Origin of the sequence: Nocardia ignorata NBRC 108230 (assembly GCF_001612905.1) — a bacterium.
Classification (GTDB): Bacteria; Actinomycetota; Actinomycetes; order Mycobacteriales; family Mycobacteriaceae; genus Nocardia; species Nocardia ignorata.
On record NZ_BDBI01000026.1, the window covers coordinates 38,098 to 61,971 of the forward strand.

A 23,874-nucleotide genomic window follows, 5' to 3' on the forward strand; every position below is an offset into this window, starting at 1 on the left:
GAAACATCGATATTGCGTTCGGTCACAATCGATCCCGGAATTTCGCTGTGAGCCGTGACCTCGCCTCCTGGGGCAGATCACAGGAGTACGCGCGAGTGTCAGTCAGAAATGGCAGACGTCGGTTATCGAACGATCGGCGCGGTGCCGGGCTTCTACGTTGACATCAAACGGTCAGTTGCCGCAGACCGGTCGAAACCGGAGGAAATTGCGTGTCGGATATTGCCATTGTCGGAATCGGTTGCCGGTTCGCGGGCGGAATCGATTCGCCGGAATCGTTCTGGGACTTCGTCGTCGACAAGCGCGACGGTGTCGTCGAGGTGCCTGCCGATCGCTGGGACTGGCGCCGCTACTACGACCCCGAGCCACGCACGCCGGGTCGCAGCTACACCAAGCACGGCGCCTTCATGACCATCGATCCCTGGCAGTTCGACCCCGACTTCTTCGGGATCTCCCCGCGCGAGGCCACCGTGCTCGACCCGCAGCAGCGGTTGATGCTGGAGGTGACCTGGGAGGCGCTCGACGACGCGGGCATCGCGGGACAGGTCGCGGGCGAGCGGGTCGGCGTGTACGTCGGCGGCTTCGTGGTCGACCAGTCGGTGATCGGCGTGGTCGGACCGGCGCTGTTCCACACCGACATGCACACCCCGGCCAGCGCCTCCTACACGATGCTGTCCAACCGCATCGCCTACGCGCTGAACCTGGTCGGCCCGGCGATCACGGTCGACACCGCGTGCTCGTCGTCGCTGGTCGCGCTGCACCTGGCCTGCCAGGCGCTCGACAACGACGACTGCCGGGTCGCCGTGGCGGGCGGGGTCAACGTGATGTTGCAGCCCGAGACCTTCGTCCTGATGTGCAAGGGCGGCTTCCTGGCCGCCGACGGCCGGTGCAAGTCCTTCGACGCCACCGCCGACGGCTACGGCCGAGGTGAGGGCGCGGGCATGGTGGTACTCAAGAAACTCGACGACGCCGTACGCGACGGTGATCGCGTGTACGCGGTCGTCAAGGCGACGGGCTCGAACCAGGACGGGCGGACCACCGCGATCACCGTGCCCAATGTCGACTCCCAGGAGACGCTGGCGCGCACCGTGTGCGAGCGCTCGGGCATCGCCCCCGACCGGATCACCTATCTGGAGGCGCACGGCACCGGAACCCTCGTCGGCGACCCGGTCGAATTGCGTGCCCTCGGCAGGGTTTTCGGCGCACCGTCGGGCCGCTCGGGCACCATCGGTGTCGGTTCGGTGAAGGCGACGATCGGCCACACCGAGGCCGCCGCGGGCGTGGCCAGCGTGATCAAAGCGGCGCTGGCCCTTCGCCATCGCACGCTGCCGCCGCAGGGCTGGCTCGAGAACCCCAACCCCGACATCCCCTTCGACGAACTCGGCCTGCACGTACAGACCGAGGCGCGGCCCCTGCCCGCCGACGGGGAACCGATGTCCGTGGCCGTCAACGGTTTCGGTTACGGCGGCACCAACGCGCACGCCATCCTGCAGGAGTTCCGCGCCCCGGCGCAGGCGCAGCCCGAACCACCACGGCACCTCGGCATTCTGCCCATCTCGGCGCGCAGCACCGGCGCGGCGCGGGCCTTGGCCGGCCGGTTCGCCGACCTCATCACCTCGGGCGCCGACCCACAGCGGCTGGCCGAGGCGGCCTGGACCCGCATGGCGCAGCACCCCTTCCGCACCGGTGTGCTGCTCGACGGCGACACCGGCGATGTGGTTCGCGAACTGCACGAATACGCCTCGGGCGGCGGACGCGACGCGACCCGCACGGTGTCCTCGGCCGCCGCCGAACCGGTGTTCGTGTTCTCCGGCATGGGACCGCAGCACTGGAAGATGGCCCGCGAACTGCTCGCCGCCGGTGGCGTGTTCGCCGAGACCGCCCGCGAGATCGACGCCGAGTTCCGTGCGCTGGCGGGCTGGTCGATCATCGAGGAGCTGAACCGGCCCGAGGACGAGTCGCGCGTCACCCGCACGGAGGTCGCGCAGCCGGCCAACTTCCTCGTCCAGGTCGGTCTGGTGCGTGAGCTGGCCGTATACGGCATCGCCCCGGCGGCCATCGTCGGCCACAGTGTGGGCGAGGTGTCGGCGGCCTACGTCAGCGGCATGCTCTCGCTGAAAGACGCGGTGCGAGTGGCCTGTCACCGCGCCCGTCTGCAGGCCACCACGGCGGGCACCGGCGGCATGCTGGCGGTCGGGATGAGCACCGACCAGGTGACCGCGCTGATCGGCGACGACCCGAGCGTCGACATCGCCGCGATCAACAGCCCCACCTCGCTCACCCTGTCCGGCGATGTCGACCGGCTCGACGAGATCGCCGAGAAGCTCACCGAGGACGGCATCTTCGCCCGCAGGCTGCGGGTGGAGGTGCCCTACCACAGCCGCCTGATGGAGCCGATCCACGACGAACTGTGCGAGGTGCTCGCCGACCTGACCCCGCAGGCGCCCACCGTGCCGCTGTACTCGTCGGTGACCGGCGAACTCGTCACCGAGGGCGCCTGGAACGCCGAGTACTGGTGGTCCAATGTCCGTGAGCCCGTGCGGTTCCACGCCGCGATCGGCACACTGCTCGCCGCGGGCAACCGGGTGTTCCTCGAGGTCGGCCCGCACCCGGTGCTGTCGGGCAATATCCGCGAGGCCATGGTCGACGCGGACGTCAACGGCACCACGGTGCCGACCCTCGACCGCGAACAGTCCGACTCGCACAGCCTCCGGCGCACCCTCATCGGCCTGCACGCGGCCGGCTTCCTCGACCGCGAACGGCTGTTCCCGGCTGTTCCGGCCGCGCACGTGCCGCTGCCGCGCTACCCCTGGCAGCGCACCCGCCTGCACTCGGCGCTGCCGCTGTTCGAACAGGCCCGCCTCGGCACGCCCGGCACGTACGCCATGCTCGGCGACCCCGACGTGGAGGGCCGCCCCGAATGGCTGCTCCAGGTCGGCACCCAGTTGCTGCCCTGGCTGGCCGACCACGTGGTCAACGGCGTCAAGATCATGCCGGGCGCGGCCTATCTCGATGCCGCGCTCAGTGCCACCGCGCAGCGGATCGGCAGCAAGCAGGTCGCGCTGGAAGGGGTCCGGTTCGTCGCGCCGCTCGTCATGGGCGCCCCCGATGTGCCGTTGGTCGCGATGAGTGTGGAGGAGGCCAGCGGCCGGTTCCTGATCCGCTCCCGCAGCGCCACCGGAACGGCCTGGACGGTGCACTCGACCGGGCGCACCCTGACCGGCGCGCACGAACAGACCGAGGTCGAACTGCCCACGCTCGATGTCGGCGTCGATGTCGACCCGGCCATGTTCTACGCGGGGCTCGCCTCGGCGGGTCTGCAGTACGGTCCGTCCTTCCGGCGGGTGACCTCGGTGCGCGTCGGCCGCGATGTCGTGCTGGCCACCGTCGACGGCAGCATTGCCGCCGACTCCGGGCACCTGGCGCATCCGGCCGTGGTCGATGCCGCCATGCAGTGTGCGGCCATGCTGTTCACCGACGAACGGATCAACGAGGGCGTCATGGTGCCCGTCGGGGTGACGGCGGTGCGCCTGCTCGCGGACCTGCCCGCGCGGATCACCGTCATCGCCCGCCGCGACCCGAAGGCCCGGCTGCGTGCCGATGTCGACCTGCTCGATCAGGACCGGAAGCTGGTGGCGCGCTTGACCGGACTGCAGATCGGCGCGCTCAAACCCGGTGACGACCCACTGCACCGGATGGCCGACTTCTACTACACCGAGACGCTCGAGGAACGCGAGCCGCTCGACCCGGCGGCGCTGGCCGAGGCCGGGACGGTGTCGACGGTGATCGTGGCGCTCGGTGAGAGCCCACGCACGGCCCGGCTCGCCGCCGCCGTCCCCGGATCCCGGGTGTATGTCGTCGACCCGGCGAGCGAGCAGCTCGAAGCGGACCTGGTCGCGAATCTGACCGCGGCAAAGGCCGAGGGAACCGACCGCGTGCACGTCTGCGTGGTGGCGGGTGCGGGCACCGACGATGTCGCCGACCTGTGGACGCTCAAGCGCATCGCGGTCGCGATCTCGGAATACGTCACCCCCACCGTCGAAGGCGCCGCACCGCAGATCCACTTCGGCGACGGCGCCGTCCACGCCACCCTGATCACCGAATCCGCCTTCGCCACGCCCGACAGCGACGTCGCGCCCGACCCGAGACAGGCCGCGTTCGCCGGCGCGCGACGCGTGTTGCTCAACGAGCAGACCCCGCTGCGCTGGCGCCTGATCGACACCGAACCGGGCACGCCGATCGCTGATCTGGTCACCGAACTCGGTGTGCCGGGAGCGTTCTCGCTCGACAACAGCGACGAGGTAGTGCTGCGTGGCGGAGTCCGTCTCGCCCCGGTGGTGACCAAACCGCTGCCCGAGCGCATCGAGGAACTCGAGACAGCGCACCCGCTCACCGACCAGGAGGCCAACTTCGAACTGGACATGCCGCGTACCCGCCTGCTGTCACAGGTGGCCTGGCGGCAGTGCCCACGCGTGGCGCCGGGTACCGGGGAGATCGAGGTCGCCATGGCGGTCATCGGGTTGAACTACAAGGACCCGCTCAAGATCATCGGTCTGCTCGGTGAGCGTGAGCTCGCCCCGACCTATTTCGGCACCGTCCCCGGTATGGAGGGCATGGGCACCGTCGTGCGCGTCGGTGCGGGCGTCACCGATGTGGCGGTGGGCGACAAGGTCGCGGTGGCCTCCAAGGGCATGATGCGCCGGTTCGCCACGGTCGACCGGGAACTGGCGGTGGTGGTTCCCCCCGACACCGATCCCGCCTACTGCACCAGCACCATCGCCTTCGGCACGGCCGAATACGCCCTGCACGATCTGGCCAGGCTGGAGCCGGGGGAGACGGTGCTCATCCACGGCGCGGCGGGCGGTGTCGGCACCGCGGCCATCCAGGTGGCCAAGGCGATCGGCGCTCGCATCATCGGCACGGCGAGCTCGCCCGAGCGCCGTGAGCACGTGCTGGCGATGGGCGCCGACTTCGCGGTGAACTCGCGCTCGCTCAACTTCGTCGACGACGTGCTCGCCTTGACCGGCGGCGCGGGCGCCGACGTGATCATCAGCAGTGCTCCCGGCGAGATCCTGCGCCAGAACTTCAATGCCGCCGCCGAATTCGGCCGCATCGTCGAGGTCGGCAAGGCCGACATCTACACCGGTGGGCTGCTGGAACTGGCCAACTTCGACAAGAACCTCGCCTACTACTCGATGGACCTGGATCGCCTGGTCGCGGTGCGCCCGCAGCGCCTGTCGCGGCTGCTGCGGCGGGTGTTCGAGAAGGTCACCGAGGGCGTGTACACCCCGCTGCCGTATCAGCTGTTCGAGACACACGAAGTGAGCCAGGCCTTCGAGGAGACGCTGCGATCCTCGCGAGTCGGTCGCGTCGCGCTGCGCATGGACGACCCGCGACCACCCGTGCGCCCCTACCTGCCGCCCCTCGAAATCGACGGGGACGCCAGCTATCTCATCACCGGCGGGTTCGGTGGCTTCGGGATGGCGATCGGCCGGTGGCTGGCCATGCGCGGTGCGCGCCGCCTCGTGCTGGTCGGGCGCAGTGGGGCGAGCACCGACACCGCCAAGCGTCAGCTCGAGGTGTGGCGTTCGATCGGTATCGAGGTGGTGGAGGAACTCGCCGACGTCACCGACGCGGCCGCCGTCGCGGCGATCATCGCCCGCGCGCACAGCGACGAGCACCCGTTGCGCGGGGTGTTCCACGCGGCGGGTGCGGTGGCCGACAACCGGCTGGCCAAGATGGAACTGGCCGAACTCGACCGCGTCTACCGGCCCAAAGTCCATGGTGCGCAGGTGATCCACCAGGCGGTCGCCGACGCGGGCATCACCCTGGACATGTTCGTGCTGTGCTCCTCGGGCGGTTCCATGTACGGGATCTACGGCCAGTACAACTACTGCGCCGCCAATGTGGCGGTGGAAACCCTGGCCCGGCGCTGGGCGGCGGCGGGGGAGCGGGCCCTGTGCATCGGCTGGGGTCACCTGTCCGGTGCCTCGGGTGGCATGGCGTCGGACGAAACCGCCGAAAAGTACCTGGACCTCGTCGGTTTCGGCCCGATCGACATGGCCGACGCCACCGCCTACCTCGAACAGACCTTGCGTCTGGGCGCGACCAACGCCGCGATCATCCCCACCGACTGGGTGAAGCTGACCGGGACCTTCCCCCAGCTGATCCGCACCGGCCGCACCGCCGGGCTCGCGAAGTCCTCCGCCAAGGACACCTCCGAATTGGCCAGGCTCCGAGCCGAATTGGCCGCGATGGAGGAGGCCAAGCGTGGGCCCGCCATCGCCAGGAAGATGGCCGAGGAGCTCGCGGTCGTCATGGGCGTGCCCGTGGAGTCGATCGACATGACCGTGCCGGTGCCCGAACTCGGGCTGGATTCGCTGATGGCGGTCGAGCTGGGCGCACGCGTCACCAAGACGCTCGGCATCGACCTGATGTCGATGCAGATGGGCCGCTCGTTCAGCCTGGAACAGGCCGGACCGAAGGTCGCCGAGTTGATTCTGGCCTCCGAACCCGCTGCCACACCACCACTTCCGGAGGCCGTGCCGGTGCCAGGGGAGGACGCCGCACCGACCGAGGTGCCGGAGCAGTGGACCGTCGACCGCGCGTCCGAGGTCTCGATGGCGGGATCGCACTGATGGTCGAGTTCGGTCTGATCGACGAGTGGCGGCCCGCGCCGGGACGGCTCGTGACCTGGTTCGCCTCGGCGGACTCGGTCGCGCGCGCGGCGCGGGCGCCGGCCCATCCGGCGCCGCCGTCGCTGCAACAGGAACAGTATCTGCGCCTGGCCGCCCGGCACGCGGGCGCGGACTTCCGCTTCTCGGGCCTGTGCCTGGTGACCGCGCGCATCCCCACCACCGAACTGGATCGTGACGCCATCACCCGGGCGATCCACAAGTTCCTGCTGCGCCACGACACCTTCCGCACCTGGTTCACCGTCGAACCGGGTGGCGCGGTGCGCCGCCACCTCGTTCCCGAGGCCGATGTGGAGTTCCTCCCGGTCGACTACGGCTACATCGACGACCCCGAGGCGATCTGCCGGCACGTCGAGAAGACCACACCCGGTCCGTTCCAATGGGATTGCTTCACCTTCGGCGCCATCGAGCACGAGGACTCGACCACCGTCTACCTGGCCGTGGACCACCTGCACACCGACGGTCTCGGCCAGTACCTCTCGGCCGCCGACTTCGCCCAGCTCTACGCCGCCGAACTGTGGCCCGACGCCGAACCGCTCGCCCCCGCGGCGAGCTACCTGGACTATTGCCGCAACGAACGGTTCCTCAGCGATCAGCAGACTCTGGCCTCGGCCGGGGTGAAGAAGTGGCTGGCGTTGTTGCGCGGCAACGACAACCGGCTGCCGAGCTTCCCGCTCGACCTCGGCGAGAAGACCGACGGATACCACCGCAGCGCCCACCGCGGCATCGTGCTGCTCGACGAGGAACAGGGTGAGCGCTTCGAGGAGGTCTGCCGGGCCAACAGCGCCGATTTCGCCGGCGGGGTGTTCGCCGCGGCCGCGCTGGCCGAACGCGAGCTGGTCGGGTCGGACTACTACTTCGGCATGACCCCGGTGAGCACCAGAACCTCGGCGGCGGAGAACAATTCGGTCGGCTGGTATGTGACGCTGGTTCCGGTCGCGTTCCCGCTCCCGCAACGGCTGACGATCGGGCGCGCGATCAGGACCGCCCAGCGCGCCTACGACAGCGGACTCCTGTTGGCGCCCACGTCGTTTCATCGCGTCCTCGAACTGCTGCCCGCCGATTCGGAGATCAAGGCCGAACCCGGCTGGGTGACCCCGATGATCTCCTTCATCGACGCCAGGGACTTCCTCGGCAACGAGCTGTTCGACAGCCTGCACGCCGGGGTGTTCGCCAACCGCGCCGCGTCCGAGGAAGCGCTGATCTGGATCAACCGGTTGCCGGGACAGACCTCACTGAGCGTCATCTTCCCCGACACCGCGATCGCCCAGGAGAACGTGAGCCGCTACCTCGACACCATGAAGTCCGTCTTCGGAGCCATCATCGACAGCGCCGCGGAGATCCCGTGATCCGAGAAGAATTCGTCCCCTCCATCTTCCGTGACCCGTTCATCCCCGACGGCGAGAAGTCGACCTATCACGTCGGCATCACCGGACAGCCCGGCGGGATGGAGGTGTCCCAGGTGGTCGTGCACAACCGGGGCGGCTACCACACGACGCTGGAGGTCGGCCCCGCTCAGCGGCATCGTGACGGGCGCGAGCCGGTCATGACGATCGAACAGCGCATCGGCCGCATCGACGGGCGCCTGCACGCGGAAACCTATCGCGCGCAGACCTTTTCGGGATCGACGCTGGTGTCGCGGGAGGAGGCGAACTTCGTCGACACCGTGCATCTGCAACCCGGTGGCCTGCCCGCGCCCTACCCGGCGAACGTGATGCCGATCGCCGCCGGGCTCACCCTGCTGCGCGGCCTGGAATTCGCCGAAGGGCTGATGGAGACCGTCGATGTGTGGCTGGCGTTCTCGGTGCACTGGCCGCTGCTCGTGCGGGTGGAGAAACAGGTCGTGCTCACCGGGCCCGCAGGGGTGTTCTCCTGCTGGCAGGTCCGGTTGCGGCCGGGCTTCGAGCACGTGAACGGGATGCTCGACAAGATGGTCGGGTCCGTGGTGCCGCCGTTCCTCGCACACTTCGAGGTGGCGGCGCCGCACCGGCTGGTGCAGCTGAGTTTCCCGACGCAGATGTCGATGTCGGCTCCGCGCGCGACGATGGAGTTGGTGTCGTGACCGTCACCGAGCAGTCGCGAACGCCCGAACTCGGTGCCTGGCTGGCGTTCGGTGCCTGCCTGATCGCGGTGTTCATGCAGATGATCGACGTGACGATCGTGAACACCGCGCTGCCGAACCTGACCGCCGACCTCGGTGCGTCACGCTCGGCGCAGCTGCTGGTGATCTCCGGGTACGCGCTTGCCTTCGCCTGCACCTTGCTCACCGCCGCCCGGATCGGGGCGATGGTCGGGCGGCGCATGATGTTCCTGGTGTCGGTCGCGGCCTTCACCGCGGCGTCGGTCTGGTGCGGGTCGGCCGACGGTGCGATGGAATTGGTGATCGCACGCGTGGCGCAGGGCGCGGCCGGGGCGGGGATGGCCGCGCAGACCATCGCGATCCTCACCGCCGGGTTCCCACGCGAACGCCACCCGCTGGTGTTCGCGCTGTACGGGGGCGTGGCAGGATTCGCCGGGATGCTCGGTCCGATCGTCGGTGGAGTGTTGCTCACCCTCGACATCGGTGGCTGGGGCTGGCGGTCGGTGTTCCTGATCAACCTGCCGATCGGGCTCTTCGCGTTCGCACTGGCCTGGAAGTTCCTGGACCGCAACAGACCCGAAGGTCGCCACCGCCTCGACCTGGTCGGCGCCGGATTGTCCGGGCTCGGGCTGTTCGCCCTGATCGCGGGCATGGCGCAGATCCAGCAGCACGGCTGGCGCCTCGACCTGGTCGCGGTCGTCGGCGCCGGCCTGGCGCTCACGGCGGTGTTCCTTGCCCAGCAACGTCGACGGACCGCACGCGGTACGTCACCACTCGTGCACCTGGAACTGTTCGGCAACAACGGTTTCCGGGTCGGCTCGGTGCTGGTCGGTGTCTTCTTCGGCCTGTTCACGGCGTTCGTGTTCGCCGCATCGATCACGATGCAGGACGTGCTCGGTTACTCGCCGCTGCTCACCGGCATGGTGATGACTCTGTTCGCCCTCGGTGCCGGTGCGGGTGCCATCGGTTCGCTGATCCTGGTGCCACGCTTCGACATCTGGGCGCTCGCGGGTGGGATAGCGCTGTTCGGTGGGTGCATCGGCGCGGGCGGGGTGTATCTGTACCTGGTCGACGGCGTGGCCAGTGCGCTGCTGTGCGCGGGACCGGTGTTCGCGGCCGGGTTCGGTGTCGGGGTGTTCGGCGTGCAGCTACAACCGATGATGCTGTCGGGGTTGGACGCCGACCGGATGGCCGAGGCGTCCGGGGTACTGCCGACCATCGAACAGGTCGGCAACGCGGTCGGACTGGCGGTGTTGACCACGGTGTTCTTCAGCTCGCACAGCCTCGGCGGCGCTGTCATGATGATGGGTGCCATCTGCGGTGTCGCCTTGCTTCTCGCCGCGCTGACCTCGGCGATGCCGGGGCGAGAGCAGCGCGAGGCAGCCGCTGCCGGCGTTTCTCCCGAGGAGGTGCTCGACGGCGCCTGAACTCACGCCGCACACTCAGCCGAACAAGGCGAGTTGCGGGTTCGTCGGTGCGGGCGCGGCGGTCGGCGGAGTCGTAGGGCCCTGCTCGCGGCGGAGACCGTGAGCGGTGAGCAGGGGGTTCACCCGGTCGCGCAACCAGTCGCGGTAGGCGGGGGTGACATTGGCGCCCCGGTTGTAGAGCTGGCGGTAGCGACGCATCAGGGCGGGGTGTTCGGTATCGAGCCAGGCCAGGAACCAATCGCGGGTGGGGCCACGCAGGTGCATGGGGAAGGCCATGGCGCTGGTGGCGCCCGCGTCGGCGATCGCGGCGAACAGGGCGTCGAGGTGGGCGCGGCTGTCGGTGAGGCACGGAATGATCGGGGCCGCCATCACATGTACGGAGAAGCCCGCGTCGGCCAGCGCACGCACCAGGTCCAGGCGGGCACGGGGTTCGGGGGTGCCCGGTTCGAGACTGTGGTGCAGGTCGGGGTCGAGAATCGCGATCGACACCGCCACACTCACCTCCACCCGCCGCGCCGCCTCGGTGAGCAGCGGCAGATCCCGGCGCAGCAGCGGACCCTTGGTGAGAATCGAAAACGGCGTCCCGGAATCGGTGAGCGCGCGAATGATCCCGGGCATCAACCGGTATCGCCCCTCGGCCCGCTGATACGGATCGGTATTGGTACCGAGCGCCACCGCCTCGCGCTGCCACGACCGGCGCCCCAATTCCCGCCGCAACACCGCCGCCACATTGGTTTTCACCACGATCTCGGAATCGAAATCACGCCCGGCGTCCAACCCGAGATATTCGTGACTGCCGCGCGCGAAACAGTACCGGCACGCATGCGAACACCCGCGCATCGGATTGATGGTCCACCGGAACGGCAACGCGCCGCTCTCGGGCATCTTGTTCAGCGCGCTCTTGCACAACACCTCGTGAAAGGTGATGCCGTCGAACTCGGGCGTGCGGACGGTACGAACGAGCCCCGCCCGGCTCAAACCGGGCAGGGCACCGTCATCGGCATCGAGGGTCTGGGACTGCCACCGCACCCTTTGAGTCGAACATGTGTTCGATCGGGTGTCAAGCGTGCTGCGGTGCGAGCGCGAAGTCGACGAGGTCGTGGATGCTCTCCTGGATCGGGCGCGGGTGGTAGCCCAGTTCGCGTTCGGCTTTGCCGTGGTCGACGACGGGGGCCGAGATGATCGCGCCCAGAGCGGCTTTGGAGAGCACGTCCGAACCGAGGCGCTTGCCGATCGGTTCGAGTACCGGCATGAGCGCGCCGATGAGACCCGCCGGGATGGCGAAACGCGGTCCGGTGGCACCCGCGTGCCGGGCGGCGATCCGGCACAACTCGAGCAGGGTGATCATGTGCCCGCCCAGCAGGTAGTTCTCGCCGGTGCGGCCCTTCTCGCCTGCCAGGATCAGGCCGTGCGCCACATCGCGGACATCGACCATGTCGAAGCCGCCACCGATCATCACCGGGACGCGACCGCGCGCGCAGTCCACCGTGGTGCGGTTGACGCGGGAGAGCTGGCGCAGGTTGTCGATCGGGCCGAAGACGCCGGTCGGGTTGACGATCACCGCGTCGAGACCCCGTTCGATGGCGGGCCGCAGTGAGAGTTCGCCGGTCCATTTGGAACGGTCGTACACGGGCAGTTCGGGATTGTCGGAGCGTTGGGAGTTCTCGTCGATGTGCCCACCCGCGCGGTACTGGTCGAAGGCGTGGATGGAACTGGTGTGCACGAACCGGCGCGCGCCCACCTCGAGCGCGGCCTCGGCCGTGACCCGCACGCCCTCGGTGTTCACCCGCCAGGCCAGATCGTTGTTCTTGGCCAGCGTGATGAGGGCGACCAGGTGGTACACCACCTCGGCGCCGTCCAGCGCCGTGCGCATCGACGCCGCGTCGAGCACATCACCCTCGACCCAGGTGACGGCCGGGTCGGTGGTTGCGGGGGCGACGCGGTCGATGGCAACCACCTCGTGTCCGCGCTCCACGAGCTGAGGGATCAGGTTGGAACCGAGGTAGCCGGCTGCGCCGGTCACTGCGACCTTCATGGGGCCGAGGATATAGAACATGTTCTAGTTTTGCCATCGAATGCCGCAGATCGGGTCCGTCGCGAGTCGAAACCGCGCGGGGTATTCGGCTATATTTGGCGCACTGCGCAATCGGGCGGTCGCGTCGGGAGTTGCGCGGCTACCCGATCGTGGTCTCCAGACCGACTTTTCACGACGAGTGGGGGATTCGCATGACCGATCTCTCGGTGCAAACCGAAGGTGTCAACGCGTTCGCGACGACCAATGCCGGGGTGGCGGGGCAGATCGCGGCGGCGGGCAATTTCGACCTGGTCGCCAATGTCTCCGCGATGACACCCGTGTTCGGGCTCATCGGCGCCGACTACCTGGCGATGTTCGCGGCCGCGCAGGTGTTGCAGGCCAAGGACATCAATGAGCTGTCCGCCAAGTTCGGGTCGCTGTCGGACGCGGCGTTCCGCTCGTCGGTGACCTTCGACGCCACCGACATCGACAACGCGGCGCAGATCGCGCGCCAGGCCGCCGGGATCGGGGGCGCGGCATGAAGCCGCTGAGCGCGGACACCGGCGTGATCAGCCCGGAAGCGTCGCTGGCCACCGCCGAGACCGAGACACAGTCCGCGCTCGGCGCCGTGCCGCAGGAGCTGGCGGGTCAGGCCATTCTCGACGTGCCGCTGGTGCAGCTGCCCGAGGACGTCGAGGAACCGGTCTTCACCCTCGCCCAGAAGATCACCGAGGAAACCCAGCAGGTCGGCATGCCGACCGGACTGCCCGGCCTCTCCGGGCTCGGTGCGGGCACGGACGCCCAGGACATTCTGACCGGTATCTCGGACGACGCGTCCTCGGCGCTCACCGACGTGCAGGGCGCGCTGAGCCAGGCCACGATCGACCCGTTCGGCACCGCCGAGACCCTGATGAACCAGGCCAGGAGCGCCGTCACCGGGGCGACGGGCGGCGCGGGTGGTGCGGGTGGTGCCTCGAACACCGGGGCCGGTGGCAACTCGGCCGCCGCGACCACCCTCACCGAAGACCCGGTCGCGGCCCTGATGAACGGCCTGTCGCTGCCCGCGCTGCCCGGCATCGAGACGCTGTTCCAGCCGTTCCTCGACCTGCTCAGCAGCTTCGGCACCGGCGTGTTCGGCTCGCTCGACCCCACCTCCATCCTGAGCAACTCCTCGGCCGTCATCGAACAGGCCATGACCCTGGCCCAGGGCGGCGTGAAAACCGTGCAGCAACTGTGGGAGGGCCAGGCCGCCGACGCCGCGACCACCGCCAGCCAGCAGGCGCAGGCCCAGGGGCAGGAGACCAGTCAGCGCGGCATCGACATCTCCGCGCTCACCCAGCAGGCGGCCGCGGTCGTGCAGACGGGCAACGCCCAGCTCACCTCCATCGCCACCACCTTCGCCGCGCAGGCGACGGCGCTCGCCCCGACCATCATGCTGCCGCCCACCCAGGCCACGCTGATCGGCCTGGCGACGACCCACCTCGGCGAGGCGGTCACGGTCGTCAACGCCACCCGCGGCCAATTGGCCGGGTACACCGGTGAACTCAGCGGTGTGGTCGGTCAGCTCGCGAGCCAGAGCGGACTGCCCTCGCCGGAAGAGGTGCTCTCGGCCGCGTCCGAGAACATCGGCGAACCGCTGCTCACCCAGGCCGAGGACGCGCTGAGCAGCGCCACCGAGACCAGTGCGGCCAGCACCGGCGGCACCGGTGGAACCACCACCTCCCCGGCGGGCACCAGCCCGGCGGGCACCGGTGGCACGGGCGGCGGCGGTGGCTCGAGTGCCGCGCTCGGCGCCCTCGGTACCGCGCGCGGTGGCGGCGGTGGCGGAGGCGGTGGCGGCAGCTCGAGCGGCACTCCGAGCACCGGCTCGCCGAAGTCGACGGCACTGCCCGGCTCCGCGATGCCCGCCGCCGGTCGCGTGATGGCGACGGGACTCGGCACCGGGATGGGTGGTGCGAGCACCACGCCCGCGAGCGCGGGTTCCGGATTCATGGGCGGCAGCCCGGGTGCGGCAGGCGCGGGCCAGCGCGCCAACGACGAGGAACACGGCCGCACGGTGCAGCCCTACCAGAGCCGCACCGGCAACGAAGACCTCACCGGTCTCCTCGGCGAAGCCACGCCCGAGGTCATCGGCGCCGTCCACGAGGACGAACGCACCGCCGACGAAGACCGGTTCTGATCGAGGTTCGCCCGCGGCCCGGCGCCGCGGGCGGCCGTCGACTCACTTCTTGAAGGCGTCGACCAGCTTCTTGGTGAGGTCGGTGAAACGCTTGCGCGCGGCCTGCTGCTCAGGGTTGAGGCCGTCGGCCGCGTCGGGAGAGTAGACCACCAGGTGGGCGTCCTCGGCCGGATCCTCGGTGAGCAGGTCGACGATCTGGGCGCCCTTGCCCTCACCGGCAGGGATGCCGAAGTCGATCTCCTGCAGCGCCTCGATCTCCTCGCGCGCGGCCGAGATCACGTCGGCGGCAACCTTTCCCCGCTCCTCCTTCGGCGCGGTCTCGGCCTTGCGGTCCTTACTCACCGCGTCGGGCCGGTACACGGCCGTGCCGTCGTCGAACACCTGCAGCACCGGCCGCAGATCGGTGCGTGTCGACCACCCGGCGGGGATGGTGGTGACACTGATCAGGGGTAGCGGCGCCGGTTCGGCATGGGCGAGCGCGCCCGCACCGGGCAGTGCGAGCGCGCAGACGAGCAGACCGATGATGGGCAGGCGCATGGTTTCCCCTCGATGAAAAACGCTGTGTCGGATCGGGTTCGAGGGTCAGCGTAACCCGGGGGGATTGTTCAGGTCGGTGGCGGAATAGGTATCGCAGGACTGCACCGAACCACTTCGGTAACCGGCGAGGAACCACTTCTGGCGCTGATCAGAGGACCCGTGCGTCCACGATTCCGGATTCACGCCACGGCCCGCCGCACGCTGGATGCGGTCGTCGCCGACAGCGTTGGCGGCCGACAGCGCGTCGCGGATGTCATTGTCCGACAACGGCTTCAGGAACGGCTGCGTGCTGCCCGGCGCGTTCTGCTTGTCGGCGAAATGCGCCCACATGCCCGCATAGCAGTCGGCCTGCAGTTCGGTGCGCACCGCACCGGATTCGGGTCCGCGCGGATCCTGCTGCGCGCGGCCGATATCGCCGAGCTGGTTCTGGATGTGATGGCCGACCTCGTGGGCGACCACGTACTCCTGCGCCAGCGGCCCGGCACTCGCGCCGAACCGGTCGACGAGTTCCTGGAAGAAGCTGGTGTCGAAGTAGGCGGTGCGATCGGCGGGGCAGTAGAACGGGCCGACATCGCTGGTCGCGTTACCACACCCGGTGTTCACCGCCCCCGTGAACAGGACGAGTTCGGGCCGTACGTACCGCTGACCGGTCTGCTTGGGCAGTTCCGCACCCCACACCGCGTCCAGGCTCTGCGCGGTGAGCACCACCCGGCAGTCGACGTACTTGTTCGCATCGGCACCGGTTTTGCAGTGTTCAGGCGTCCCGGCGGTGACATCGCCGCCCTGGTACTGACCGCCGGACAGGCCGGTTCCGTTGCCGGACCCGGTCAGGTCGACGCCGAACAGCAGGCCGACCACCAGCAGGATCAGCCCACCCGCGCCACCACCGACGGCCAGCTTGCCGCCCATCCCGGGTCCGCCGCCCGAGGATGCCCGGCCCGGATCGATCTGCATACCCTCGTTGAAGGTCATCGCGGTACTCGCCTTCGCTCGGTTGTCCACTGCCCTGCAGCACCATTGGCCACCGCGCGCGCAGCCGTCGCGCAGGGCGCGCGACAAGCTTGACACGGCGCGGAAGATATCGGTTTTCCCTCGCCCATCGTGTCTCACTACGATGGTCGTGCGCCGGGTGTTCTCCACGGTGCGAAAAATCGTCGAAAGGAATACCGTGCTGCGCACCCACTTGGCTGGTTCGCTGCGAAGCGAGCACGCCGGTCAGACCGTCACCCTCACCGGCTGGGTGGCCCGGCGGCGTGACCACGGTGGCGTGATCTTCATCGATCTGCGTGACGCCTCGGGAGTCGCGCAGGCGGTGTTCCGCGAAGGCGAGGCGGCCGAGCAGGCCCACAAGCTGCGCGCGGAGTACTGCGTGCAGATCACCGGTGTGGTGGAGCAGCGTCCCGACGGCAACGAGAACCCCGAACTGCCGACCGGCCAGATCGAGGTCGACGTCCGCGAACTGGTCGTGCTCAACGAGAGCGCGCCGCTGCCGTTCCAGCTCGACGAGACCCCCGGCGACGAGGCCCGCCTCAAGTACCGCTACCTCGACCTGCGCCGCGAGGGTCCCGGCCACGCCATCCGCCTGCGGTCCAAGGTCAACGCCGCCGCCCGCGAGGTGCTCGGCGCCCACGAGTTCATCGAGGTCGAGACCCCGACGCTCACCCGGTCCACCCCGGAAGGCGCCCGCGACTTCCTGGTCCCCGCCCGCCTGCAGCCGGGCAGCTTCTACGCGCTGCCGCAGAGCCCGCAGCTGTTCAAGCAGCTGCTGATGGTCGGCGGTATCGAGCGCTACTACCAGATCGCGCGCTGCTACCGCGACGAGGACTTCCGCGCCGACCGTCAGCCGGAGTTCACCCAGCTCGACATCGAGATGAGCTTCGTGCGCCAGGAGGACGTGATCCTGCTGGCCGAGGACATCCTCACCGCGCTGTGGAAGCTGGTCGGCCACGACATCGTCACCCCGATCCCGCACATGACCTACGCGGAGGCGATGCGCCGCTTCGGTTCCGACAAGCCCGACCTGCGCTTCGGTATCGAGATCACCGAGTGCACCGACTACTTCAAGGAGACCCCGTTCCGGGTGTTCCAAGCCGAGTACGTGGGCGCGGTGGTGATGCCTGGTGGCGCGAGCCAGCCGCGCCGTCAGCTCGATGCCTGGCAGGAGTGGGCCAAGCAGCGCGGCGCCAAGGGTCTCGCGTACATCCTGATCAACGAGGACGGCACTCTCGGCGGCCCGGTCGCCAAGAACCTGTCCGACGCCGAGCGCGAGGGCCTGGCCAAGCACGTGGGTGCTGAGCCCGGTGACTGCGTGTTCTTCGCCGCCGGACCGACTAAGGCACAGCGTGCCCTGCTCGGTGCCGCGCGCGGCGAGATCGCCCGCAAGTGCGACCTGATCGACCCGAACGCCTGGGCCTTCGTCTGGATCGTCGACGCACCGATGTTCGAGCCGGCCGCCGAGGCCACCGCGAGCGGCGACGTGGCCCTGGGCCATTCGTCCTGGACCGCGGTGCACCATGCCTTCACCTCGCCCAAGCCGGAGTCGATGGACACCTTCGACACCGACCCGGGTTCGGCGCTGGCCTACGCCTACGACATCGTCTGCAACGGCAACGAGATCGGCGGCGGTTCCATCCGTATCCACCGCCGTGACGTGCAGGAACGGGTGTTCGCGGTGATGGGCATCGATCACGACGAGGCCCAGGAGAAGTTCGGCTTCCTGCTCGACGCCTTCTCCTACGGCGCCCCGCCCATGGGCGGTATCGCCTTCGGCTGGGACCGCATCACCGCCCTGCTGGCCGGGGAGGACTCGATCCGCGAGGTGATCGCGTTCCCGAAGACCGGTGGCGGCGTCGACCCGCTCACCGACGCGCCCGCGCCGATCACCGCCCAGCAGCGCAAGGAAGCGGGCATCGACGCCAAGCCCGAGGTCAAGGGCGGCGACGCGCCGAAAGCTGTTGCGGCGCAGAAGTAGCGACCGGAAAGCGGCACCGGTAGCTTCTGGGATGGTCCCGTGGGGGACCGGTGACCAGGAGGCTATCGGTGCTGCATCTGCGCATAATCAGTCCACCCGAGCAGACCGCTGAGCTGGTCCGTCTCCTCGAAGCCGATGCGGGCGTCACCCATCTGACGGTGGCGCCCGGCATCGCGGTCGACCCCGGCGGCGACCTCGTCCAGGCCGACATCGCCCGCGAGGCGGCCAACAAGATCCTCGACGACGTGAAGTCGCTCGGACTGGTCCACACCGGTGGCATCACGCTGGGGCCGGTGGAAGCGGTGCTGTCCGACGCCGCCGACCGCGCGGTCCACGCGGCGCCCGGCGATCCGAGCGACGCCGTGGTCTGGGAGCAGCTGCTCGTGGAGACCCACGAGGAGTCCTCGCTCAACTCCACCTTCCTCGCGTTCTTGACCATCGCGTGCCTGCTCGCCTCGATCGGGGTGGCGACGAATTCGCCCGTCACCATCGTCGGCGCGATGGTGGTCGGCCCGGAGTTCGGGCCGCTGGCCGCGCTGTCGGTCGCGCTCGTCCGCCGCAATTGGCGGCTGGCCCGGCGGTCGATGATCGCGTTGGCCGTGGCGTTTCCCGTCGCGATGACGATCACGTTGTTCGCCACCATGCTGTGGGAGCGGCTGGGCTGGATCACCATCGAAGGTGTGATGGACGCGCACAATGTCGACTTCATCTACCAGGTCGGGCCGTTCTCCCTGGTCGTGGCCCTGCTGGCCGGGGCGGCAGGCATGCTCTCGCTGGTCACCGCGAAATCGGCCGCCCTGATCGGGGTGTTCATCTCGGTGACCACCGTGCCCGCGGCAGGCTATGCGGTGGTGGCCGCGACGCTCGGTCAGTGGCACCGGGCGTTCGAGTCGGCGGGTCAGCTCGCGGTGAACCTGATCGGCATCGTGGTTGCCGGTGTACTCGTGCTGGAACTGCGACCGCGTGCGGGCGACGAATCAGGCCCGATCGGCCGCTTCAAACGGGCGATCGGGATGCGCACCCCGCTCGAACACTAGACGCGGGCGACCGGCCCGGCGGTGAGCATCCGGTAGGCGTAGGTGACCGCGATGGCGCACACCGGCCCCGCGACGAACAGGCCGATCCCGCAGGCGAGTACACCGACGAAGGTGACGAGCATGATGGTGAGGAACAGCAGCACCGAGGCCCACAGGTTGGCCAGCACCAGCATGCCGCTCGCCTTGATCGCCTCGACCGGTCCGTAGTCCTGGTCGATCACGAAGTGCAGCGAGAACATGCACAGGAACCCGACGATCACCCCCGGCGCCAGGCACAGCGCGGACGCGAGCAGGGTCGCGCTGAACGCCAGCAGTGCCGTGAGCAACACGTTGCCCGCGTTCACGAAACGGAAGAACGACCCGAAAGCCGGTGGATATCCGTCTGTTTCGTACAGCGCTCCACGCACCATCGCCGCCTGCAGCAACCACAGTGCAACCAGCACGACCAGGAACAGGAACAGCACGCTCAACGGCGAGGTGGGGTTCACGATCTGGACGATCGCGAGCGCACCGAGGTAGATGAGCACACCGACGCCGATGATGCCGAGCCACGGTCCGGGGTTGGTGCGGAAGCGTTCCACGCCGTAGCTCAGGGACTGCCCGATATCGAGCGCCTGTGCTCCCGAATGGAGGTAACCCGACGGCTGCCCGGGCTGCCCCGGCGACACGCCACCGGCGGGGGCCGTGGCGAAACCCGAGGTTTCCGGTTTCTCCTGTGGCACCGCATAACCCGGGCCGGTGCCCGGCTGACCGTAGTGCGGTGCGCCCATTCCCGATCCGGCAACCGACGGCGGGGGTTCGACCGGTTCGCTGCCGTACTGGGCGGCACCCGGTCCTTCGAACTGCGGATAGCCTGCGCCACCGGCCATTCCGTGCCTGCCCGTCCCGGAACTCGGGGCGGGGGGCCGATCGGGTCCTTCGTGGCGTCCGGTGCCGTGGGCGAATTGCCCGCTACCGCCGGGCGCAGGCGACCCACCCGGTGAATCGCTCGATGCGGCGGACGGTGTGTCGGTCACTGTGGTAGACCTTTCGACTCAACCGGTTTGCGGTGTGGCGCACTGCAGTTGACGTCGAGAAAACCCGACGAGCGACAGATGTGTCAAGCGAACAGGCACACTCGCGCAACCGCGGTGCCAACACGCCGGGCGACGCGGAAAGGTTGCGTAACCGCTCGCTAGAAGTGACCAGGTACGAGTAGCTTGAGAGGCGATGACCGCACTATTGGCCGAACGCGCCGCCGACGTCGTGTCCGCAGCACAACAGTTGCTCACAAAGCGAATGGGTGCTGCGGTGAAGCTGAGTGATCCAGTGGAGCTCAGTGGTAGTGGCAGGACCACTGTCCTGCGGGTGCGTGTCGCGGAGAACGCTTTCTCGCTCCCGCGCACGCTGATCGTGAAGCAGGTGCGTGGCTCCGCGCAGGACCGCGTCACCGGTGGTATGGCACCGGGCGTCGCCAGCATCGACGCGGCATTCCTGCGCGAGGCGGTGTCCTACCAGTTCACCACCGCCCTGAGCCGCGAACATCGCCCCGGCGCCTATCTCATCGCGCACAGCGTGCCCGACCGCATCCTCGTGCTCTCGGACCTCGGCGACAACGCGCTGCTCACCTCGGTGCTCGCCGCGCGCGCCGAACCGGGCACCCGCAACGCGCTGATGGCGTTCGCGCAGGCACTCGGTCGCATGCACGCCGCGACCGTCGGCCGCGAACCGGACTTCATCGCGCTGATGCGGCGGGTCGACTCGGCACACCGCGTCGACGGCATCGCCCAGCAGGCGCAGGCCGCGATCGCCGAGGTGCCGGGTCTGCTCGAGGCGGAACTCGGCATCGAGGTGCCCGGTGAGATCGCCGAACGCATCGTGCACGGCAACCGGTTGTTCACCGCGGGCCGCTACCGCGCGTTCAGCCCGTCGGATCTGTGCCCGGACAACGTCATCATGAACGACGAGGGCGCCCGGTTCCTCGACTACGAGTGGGGCGGTTTCCGCGACGCGACCCTCGACATCGCGTACGCGCTGGTGTCGTTCCCCGGGTGCCTGTGTGACTTCGAACTGTCGCGCGGCCGGGCCAAGGAGATGGTCGAGGCGTGGCGTTCGGCCGTGGTCGGCGTGTGGCCCTCGCTGGCCGACGACAGGGTGCTGGCCGAACGGATCCTCGAGGCCCGCCTGATCTGGGTGTGGTTGTCGACCTACTGGTTCCTGCCCGCCGACCACACCCGCATCGCCACGGCCCGCGAGCACGGTCTGTCCGTGCCGCGATCGGAAGCGCTGATCAACCGCTGGTCGGCGCTGGCCGAGGACGCGCGGGTCACCGGCGACGACGCGGTCGGCGACTTCGCCGAACAGGTGTCGGCGATGCTCGAGGAACGCTGGTCGGAGTGAGAACGTAGCTCCCCACATGGTCCCCGACGCGGAGTAGCGTCGGCGGGGATCCGAGAGTTGGGAGCAGACGTGCCGCAGTCGATCACCGTCACCGTCGTCGGCAAGCAGTGGCTGACACCGCACCTGGTGCGCGTCGTCAGCACTGTCGCCGACGGTGCGTTCACCCCGAACGCCTTCACCGACGCCTACGTGAAATTGATCTTCCCCGTGCCCGGCGTCGACTACCCCGAGCCGTTCGATCTGGACACGGTGCGCGAGACGATGGATGCCGCCAGTCAGCCCGTACTGCGTACCTACACCGTGCGCGCCTACGACGCGTCACGTCGCGAGATCAGCATCGACTTCGTCGTCCACGGCGACGAGGGCATCGCAGGCCCGTGGGCGGCCGCGGTCGAACCGGGCGAAGAATTCCGCCTGTTCGGCCCCGGCGGTGCCTTCGCCCCCGACCCCGCTGCCGACTGGTACCTCCTGGTCGGCGACGAATCTGCGCTGCCCGCCATCGCCGCCGCCGTCGAGGCATTGCCCGCGGGCGCACCGGCCCAGGTGTTCGTCGAGGTCGGCGGCGCCGAGGACGAGATCTCGCTGGCCTCGGCCGCCGACGTCCAGGTGCACTGGGTACATCGCGGCGTGTCCTCGGACGCTGTGCCCGACGAACTCGCCGGCGCGAACGCGCCGCTGGTCGCCGCGGTGCGCGCGGCCGACTGGCTACCCGGCCAGGTTCAGGCATTCGTGCACGGAGAAGCGGAGGCCGTCATGCGCAACCTCCGCCCCTACCTGCGCAAGGAACGCGACGTCGCACCGAAATGGCTGTCTGTCTCGGGCTACTGGCGCCGCGGCCGCACCGAGGAGGGCTTCCGCGAATGGAAGCGCGAGCTCGCCGCCGAGAACGCCTGAGCGCGGCCGAATCCGCCGCAATCCAGACGGCGGTCGTCGCCTGACCGGCCGGTCCGTCATCCGGAGAGCGCGGTCAGCTTGCCTCGAAGATGCGCTCGTTCCACCGCGTTGTCGGTGAGCAGCAGCGCGTCCTCGTAGGCGGCGACCGCCTCCTCGACTCGACCGAGCTCGGCGAGGAAGGCCGCCCGGGCGGCGTGCAGATAGCCGTATGTGGCCAGAGCCGGTTCCGCGCCGAGCGGACGCAGCAATTCCAGCGCCCGTGCCGGATCACCCGCCAAACCCACCGCCACGGCGTGATTGAGCTGGGCGACCGGTGACGGCCAGACCCGCAGCAACAACCGGTACAGGCCGATGATTTCGGGCCAATCGGTGTCGGCCCAGCTGGGCGCCTCGTCGTGGACGGCGGCGATCGCCGCCTGCAGGGTGTACCGATCGGTGTGTGGCAGAGCCTGTTTCACCAGGCTGATGCCCTCGGAGATCGCCGCGTGATCCCAGCGGGTGCGGTCCTGGTGTTCGAGCGTGCACAGCTCGCCCGCCGCGTCCACGCGGGCGGCTCGCCGTGCGTCGGTGAGCACGATCAGTGCCAGCAGGCCGGTCACCGACGGATCACCGGGTACCAGCGCGTGCATCATCCTGGCGAGCTGGAGAGCGCGATCGACCAGATCCGCGCGGACGAGATCGTCACCGGCGGGCGCGGTGTGACCGGTGGTGAACAGCAGGTGGATCACCGCGCAGATCGCGTCGAGCCGCTGCGGCAGCTCACGGATCGACGGAACCCGATACGGGATGCCCGCCACGGCGATCTTCTTCTTCGCCCGGGTGATGCGCGCCGCCATGGTCGACTCGCTCACCAGGAACGCCCGCGCCACCTCGGCGGTGGTGACCCCGCAGACCAACCGCAGGGTCAGGGCGACCTGCGCCTGCGGGGACAGCGCCGGATGGCAGCAGGTGCTGATCAGCCGGAGCCGGTCGTCCGGGATCACCGGATCGTCGCACTCGGCCAGGGCCAGGTCGGCGGTGTCGGGCACAGGTTCGTCGACGACCAACTCGGGCAGCGACCGGCGGAAGATGGTGTCGCGGCGCATCAGGTCGAGGCCGCGCCGCCTGGCGACGGTCGTCAGCCAGGCACCCGGCCGGGCCGGGACACCATCGGCCGCCCACACGGTCAGCGCGGTCGCGTAGGCGTCCTGCACGCATTCTTCGGCCAGATCGAAATCCCGGACCAGCCGCACCGTCGCGGCGAGCACGAAGGCCCATTCGCGACGGTGCGCCTGCTCGACGGCCGCGGCCGCCGTCGTCACGGCTGCGGGAAGACCTTGATCGGGCGCACTTCCACCCCACCCGTCGGGGCAGGCACCTGCGCGGCGATCGCGATCGCGGCGTCGAGATCGGGCGCCTCGATCAGGTAGTAGCCGCCGAGCGCCTCCTTCGCCTCGGCGAACGGGCCGTCCGTCACCACCACCTCACCCGACGCGTCGTGGCGGATCGATGTGGCGGTCGCGGTGGGCTGCAACGCGTGACCGCCGAGGTTGGCCGCGCCGGTGAGCTGCTGGAAGGTGCGATGCGCGGTGAGCATGTCGTCGAGTTCGGCGGGGGACATGGCGGCATAGGTCGCCTCGTCGCCGTAGATCAGGACCAGGTACTGGCTCATGGGGGGCTCCTTC

The 23,874-nt window shown here is 69.2% G+C and carries 17 protein-coding genes; 10 read left to right on the forward strand and 7 right to left on the reverse strand.

The genetic code is table 11. The annotated features are described in order from the left end of the window. Window positions 1-209 precede the first annotated feature (209 nt). Genes NI2_RS21855 through NI2_RS21870 form a run of 4 tightly spaced genes read left to right on the forward strand, consistent with a single transcriptional unit; the run spans window position 210 to window position 10,199 of the window. Window positions 210-6,635 carry a type I polyketide synthase gene (locus tag NI2_RS21855; protein WP_084476600.1) on the forward strand — a complete coding sequence of 2,142 codons (6,426 nt, stop codon included), beginning with the start codon at window positions 210-212 and terminating at the stop codon, window positions 6,633-6,635. After that, a complete protein-coding gene (locus NI2_RS21860) occupies window positions 6,635-8,041 on the forward strand; it encodes a condensation domain-containing protein (RefSeq protein ID WP_067493829.1) in 1,407 nt (468 codons plus the stop codon). Before NI2_RS21855 ends, NI2_RS21860 begins: the two co-directional genes overlap by 1 nt. Further along, the gene (locus NI2_RS21865; RefSeq protein ID WP_243749685.1) at window positions 8,038-8,754 is read left to right on the forward strand and encodes a hypothetical protein; all 717 of its coding nucleotides are present in this window, start codon (window positions 8,038-8,040) and stop codon (window positions 8,752-8,754) included. The genes NI2_RS21860 and NI2_RS21865 overlap by 4 nt, the downstream gene beginning before the upstream one ends. Next, window positions 8,751-10,199 carry an MFS transporter gene (locus NI2_RS21870; protein ID WP_067493544.1) on the forward strand — a complete coding sequence of 483 codons (1,449 nt, stop codon included), beginning with the start codon at window positions 8,751-8,753 and terminating at the stop codon, window positions 10,197-10,199. The genes NI2_RS21865 and NI2_RS21870 overlap by 4 nt, the downstream gene beginning before the upstream one ends. A 15-nt stretch (window positions 10,200-10,214) precedes the next feature. Here NI2_RS21870 and NI2_RS21875 read toward each other — a convergent pair whose 3' ends face one another. Then, window positions 10,215-11,228 (reverse strand): Rv2578c family radical SAM protein, encoded by a 1,014-nt coding sequence (locus NI2_RS21875; RefSeq protein ID WP_067493546.1) that lies wholly within the window; start codon window positions 11,226-11,228, stop codon window positions 10,215-10,217. A gap of 31 nt (window positions 11,229-11,259) precedes the next feature. Continuing rightward, window positions 11,260-12,234, reverse strand: a complete 975-nt coding sequence (locus NI2_RS21880; protein ID WP_067493833.1) for an NAD-dependent epimerase/dehydratase family protein — start codon at window positions 12,232-12,234, stop codon at window positions 11,260-11,262. A gap of 191 nt (window positions 12,235-12,425) precedes the next feature. Here NI2_RS21880 and NI2_RS21885 point away from each other — a divergent pair, with 191 nt between their 5' ends. Together NI2_RS21885 and NI2_RS21890 are read left to right on the forward strand one after the other, a co-directional pair. Further along, the gene (locus tag NI2_RS21885; protein WP_067493548.1) at window positions 12,426-12,755 is read left to right on the forward strand and encodes a type VII secretion target; all 330 of its coding nucleotides are present in this window, start codon (window positions 12,426-12,428) and stop codon (window positions 12,753-12,755) included. Continuing rightward, on the forward strand, window positions 12,752-14,392 hold the full coding sequence (locus tag NI2_RS21890) for a hypothetical protein (protein WP_067493550.1): 1,641 nt from the start codon (window positions 12,752-12,754) through the stop codon (window positions 14,390-14,392). The genes NI2_RS21885 and NI2_RS21890 overlap by 4 nt, the downstream gene beginning before the upstream one ends. A gap of 42 nt (window positions 14,393-14,434) precedes the next feature. Here the strand turns inward: NI2_RS21890 and NI2_RS21895 are convergent, their stop codons facing one another. Together NI2_RS21895 and ypfJ are read right to left on the reverse strand one after the other, a co-directional pair. Next, window positions 14,435-14,929 carry a hypothetical protein gene (locus NI2_RS21895; protein WP_067493552.1) on the reverse strand — a complete coding sequence of 165 codons (495 nt, stop codon included), beginning with the start codon at window positions 14,927-14,929 and terminating at the stop codon, window positions 14,435-14,437. A gap of 45 nt (window positions 14,930-14,974) precedes the next feature. Further along, complete coding sequence (gene ypfJ, locus NI2_RS21900) at window positions 14,975-15,901, reverse strand: KPN_02809 family neutral zinc metallopeptidase (RefSeq protein WP_067493554.1); 927 nt, start codon at window positions 15,899-15,901, stop codon at window positions 14,975-14,977. Between the two features lie 196 nt (window positions 15,902-16,097). On the opposite strand from ypfJ, the gene aspS reads away from it, so the two are divergent. Both aspS and NI2_RS21910 read left to right on the forward strand, forming a co-directional pair. After that, window positions 16,098-17,900 (forward strand): aspartate--tRNA ligase, encoded by a 1,803-nt coding sequence (gene aspS / locus NI2_RS21905; protein WP_067493834.1) that lies wholly within the window; start codon window positions 16,098-16,100, stop codon window positions 17,898-17,900. Between the two features lie 68 nt (window positions 17,901-17,968). After that, window positions 17,969-18,937, forward strand: a complete 969-nt coding sequence (locus NI2_RS21910) for a DUF389 domain-containing protein (RefSeq protein WP_067493556.1) — start codon at window positions 17,969-17,971, stop codon at window positions 18,935-18,937. Here NI2_RS21910 and NI2_RS21915 read toward each other — a convergent pair. After that, window positions 18,934-19,953, reverse strand: a complete 1,020-nt coding sequence (locus NI2_RS21915) for a DUF2189 domain-containing protein (protein ID WP_067493558.1) — start codon at window positions 19,951-19,953, stop codon at window positions 18,934-18,936. The two genes, NI2_RS21910 and NI2_RS21915, sit on opposite strands and share 4 nt — an antisense overlap. Before the next feature lie 193 nt (window positions 19,954-20,146). Between NI2_RS21915 and NI2_RS21920 the strand changes: the two genes are divergently transcribed. After that, window positions 20,147-21,316, forward strand: coding sequence for a phosphotransferase family protein (locus NI2_RS21920; RefSeq protein WP_067493560.1), 1,170 nt, complete (start codon window positions 20,147-20,149; stop codon window positions 21,314-21,316). Between the two features lie 69 nt (window positions 21,317-21,385). Continuing rightward, window positions 21,386-22,210, forward strand: coding sequence for a siderophore-interacting protein (locus tag NI2_RS21925; protein WP_067493562.1), 825 nt, complete (start codon window positions 21,386-21,388; stop codon window positions 22,208-22,210). A gap of 56 nt (window positions 22,211-22,266) precedes the next feature. Here the strand turns inward: NI2_RS21925 and NI2_RS21930 are convergent, their stop codons facing one another. Both NI2_RS21930 and NI2_RS21935 read right to left on the reverse strand, forming a co-directional pair. Beyond that, window positions 22,267-23,511 (reverse strand): RNA polymerase sigma factor, encoded by a 1,245-nt coding sequence (locus tag NI2_RS21930; protein WP_067493564.1) that lies wholly within the window; start codon window positions 23,509-23,511, stop codon window positions 22,267-22,269. Continuing rightward, window positions 23,508-23,861 carry a YciI family protein gene (locus NI2_RS21935; protein WP_067493566.1) on the reverse strand — a complete coding sequence of 118 codons (354 nt, stop codon included), beginning with the start codon at window positions 23,859-23,861 and terminating at the stop codon, window positions 23,508-23,510. Before NI2_RS21935 ends, NI2_RS21930 begins: the two co-directional genes overlap by 4 nt. Window positions 23,862-23,874 lie beyond the last annotated feature (13 nt).

Coding starts and splice junctions, on each gene's coding strand:
- NI2_RS21860 (WP_067493829.1), top strand. CDS start 6,635: ATGGTCGAGTTCGGTCTGATCGACGAGTGGCGGCCCGCGCCGGGACGG.
- NI2_RS21880 (WP_067493833.1), bottom strand. CDS start 12,234: ATGAAGGTCGCAGTGACCGGCGCAGCCGGCTACCTCGGTTCCAACCTG.
- NI2_RS21885 (WP_067493548.1), top strand. CDS start 12,426: ATGACCGATCTCTCGGTGCAAACCGAAGGTGTCAACGCGTTCGCGACG.
- NI2_RS21890 (WP_067493550.1), top strand. CDS start 12,752: ATGAAGCCGCTGAGCGCGGACACCGGCGTGATCAGCCCGGAAGCGTCG.
- NI2_RS21895 (WP_067493552.1), bottom strand. CDS start 14,929: ATGCGCCTGCCCATCATCGGTCTGCTCGTCTGCGCGCTCGCACTGCCC.
- ypfJ (WP_067493554.1), bottom strand. CDS start 15,901: ATGACCTTCAACGAGGGTATGCAGATCGATCCGGGCCGGGCATCCTCG.
- NI2_RS21920 (WP_067493560.1), top strand. CDS start 20,147: ATGACCGCACTATTGGCCGAACGCGCCGCCGACGTCGTGTCCGCAGCA.
- NI2_RS21935 (WP_067493566.1), bottom strand. CDS start 23,861: ATGAGCCAGTACCTGGTCCTGATCTACGGCGACGAGGCGACCTATGCC.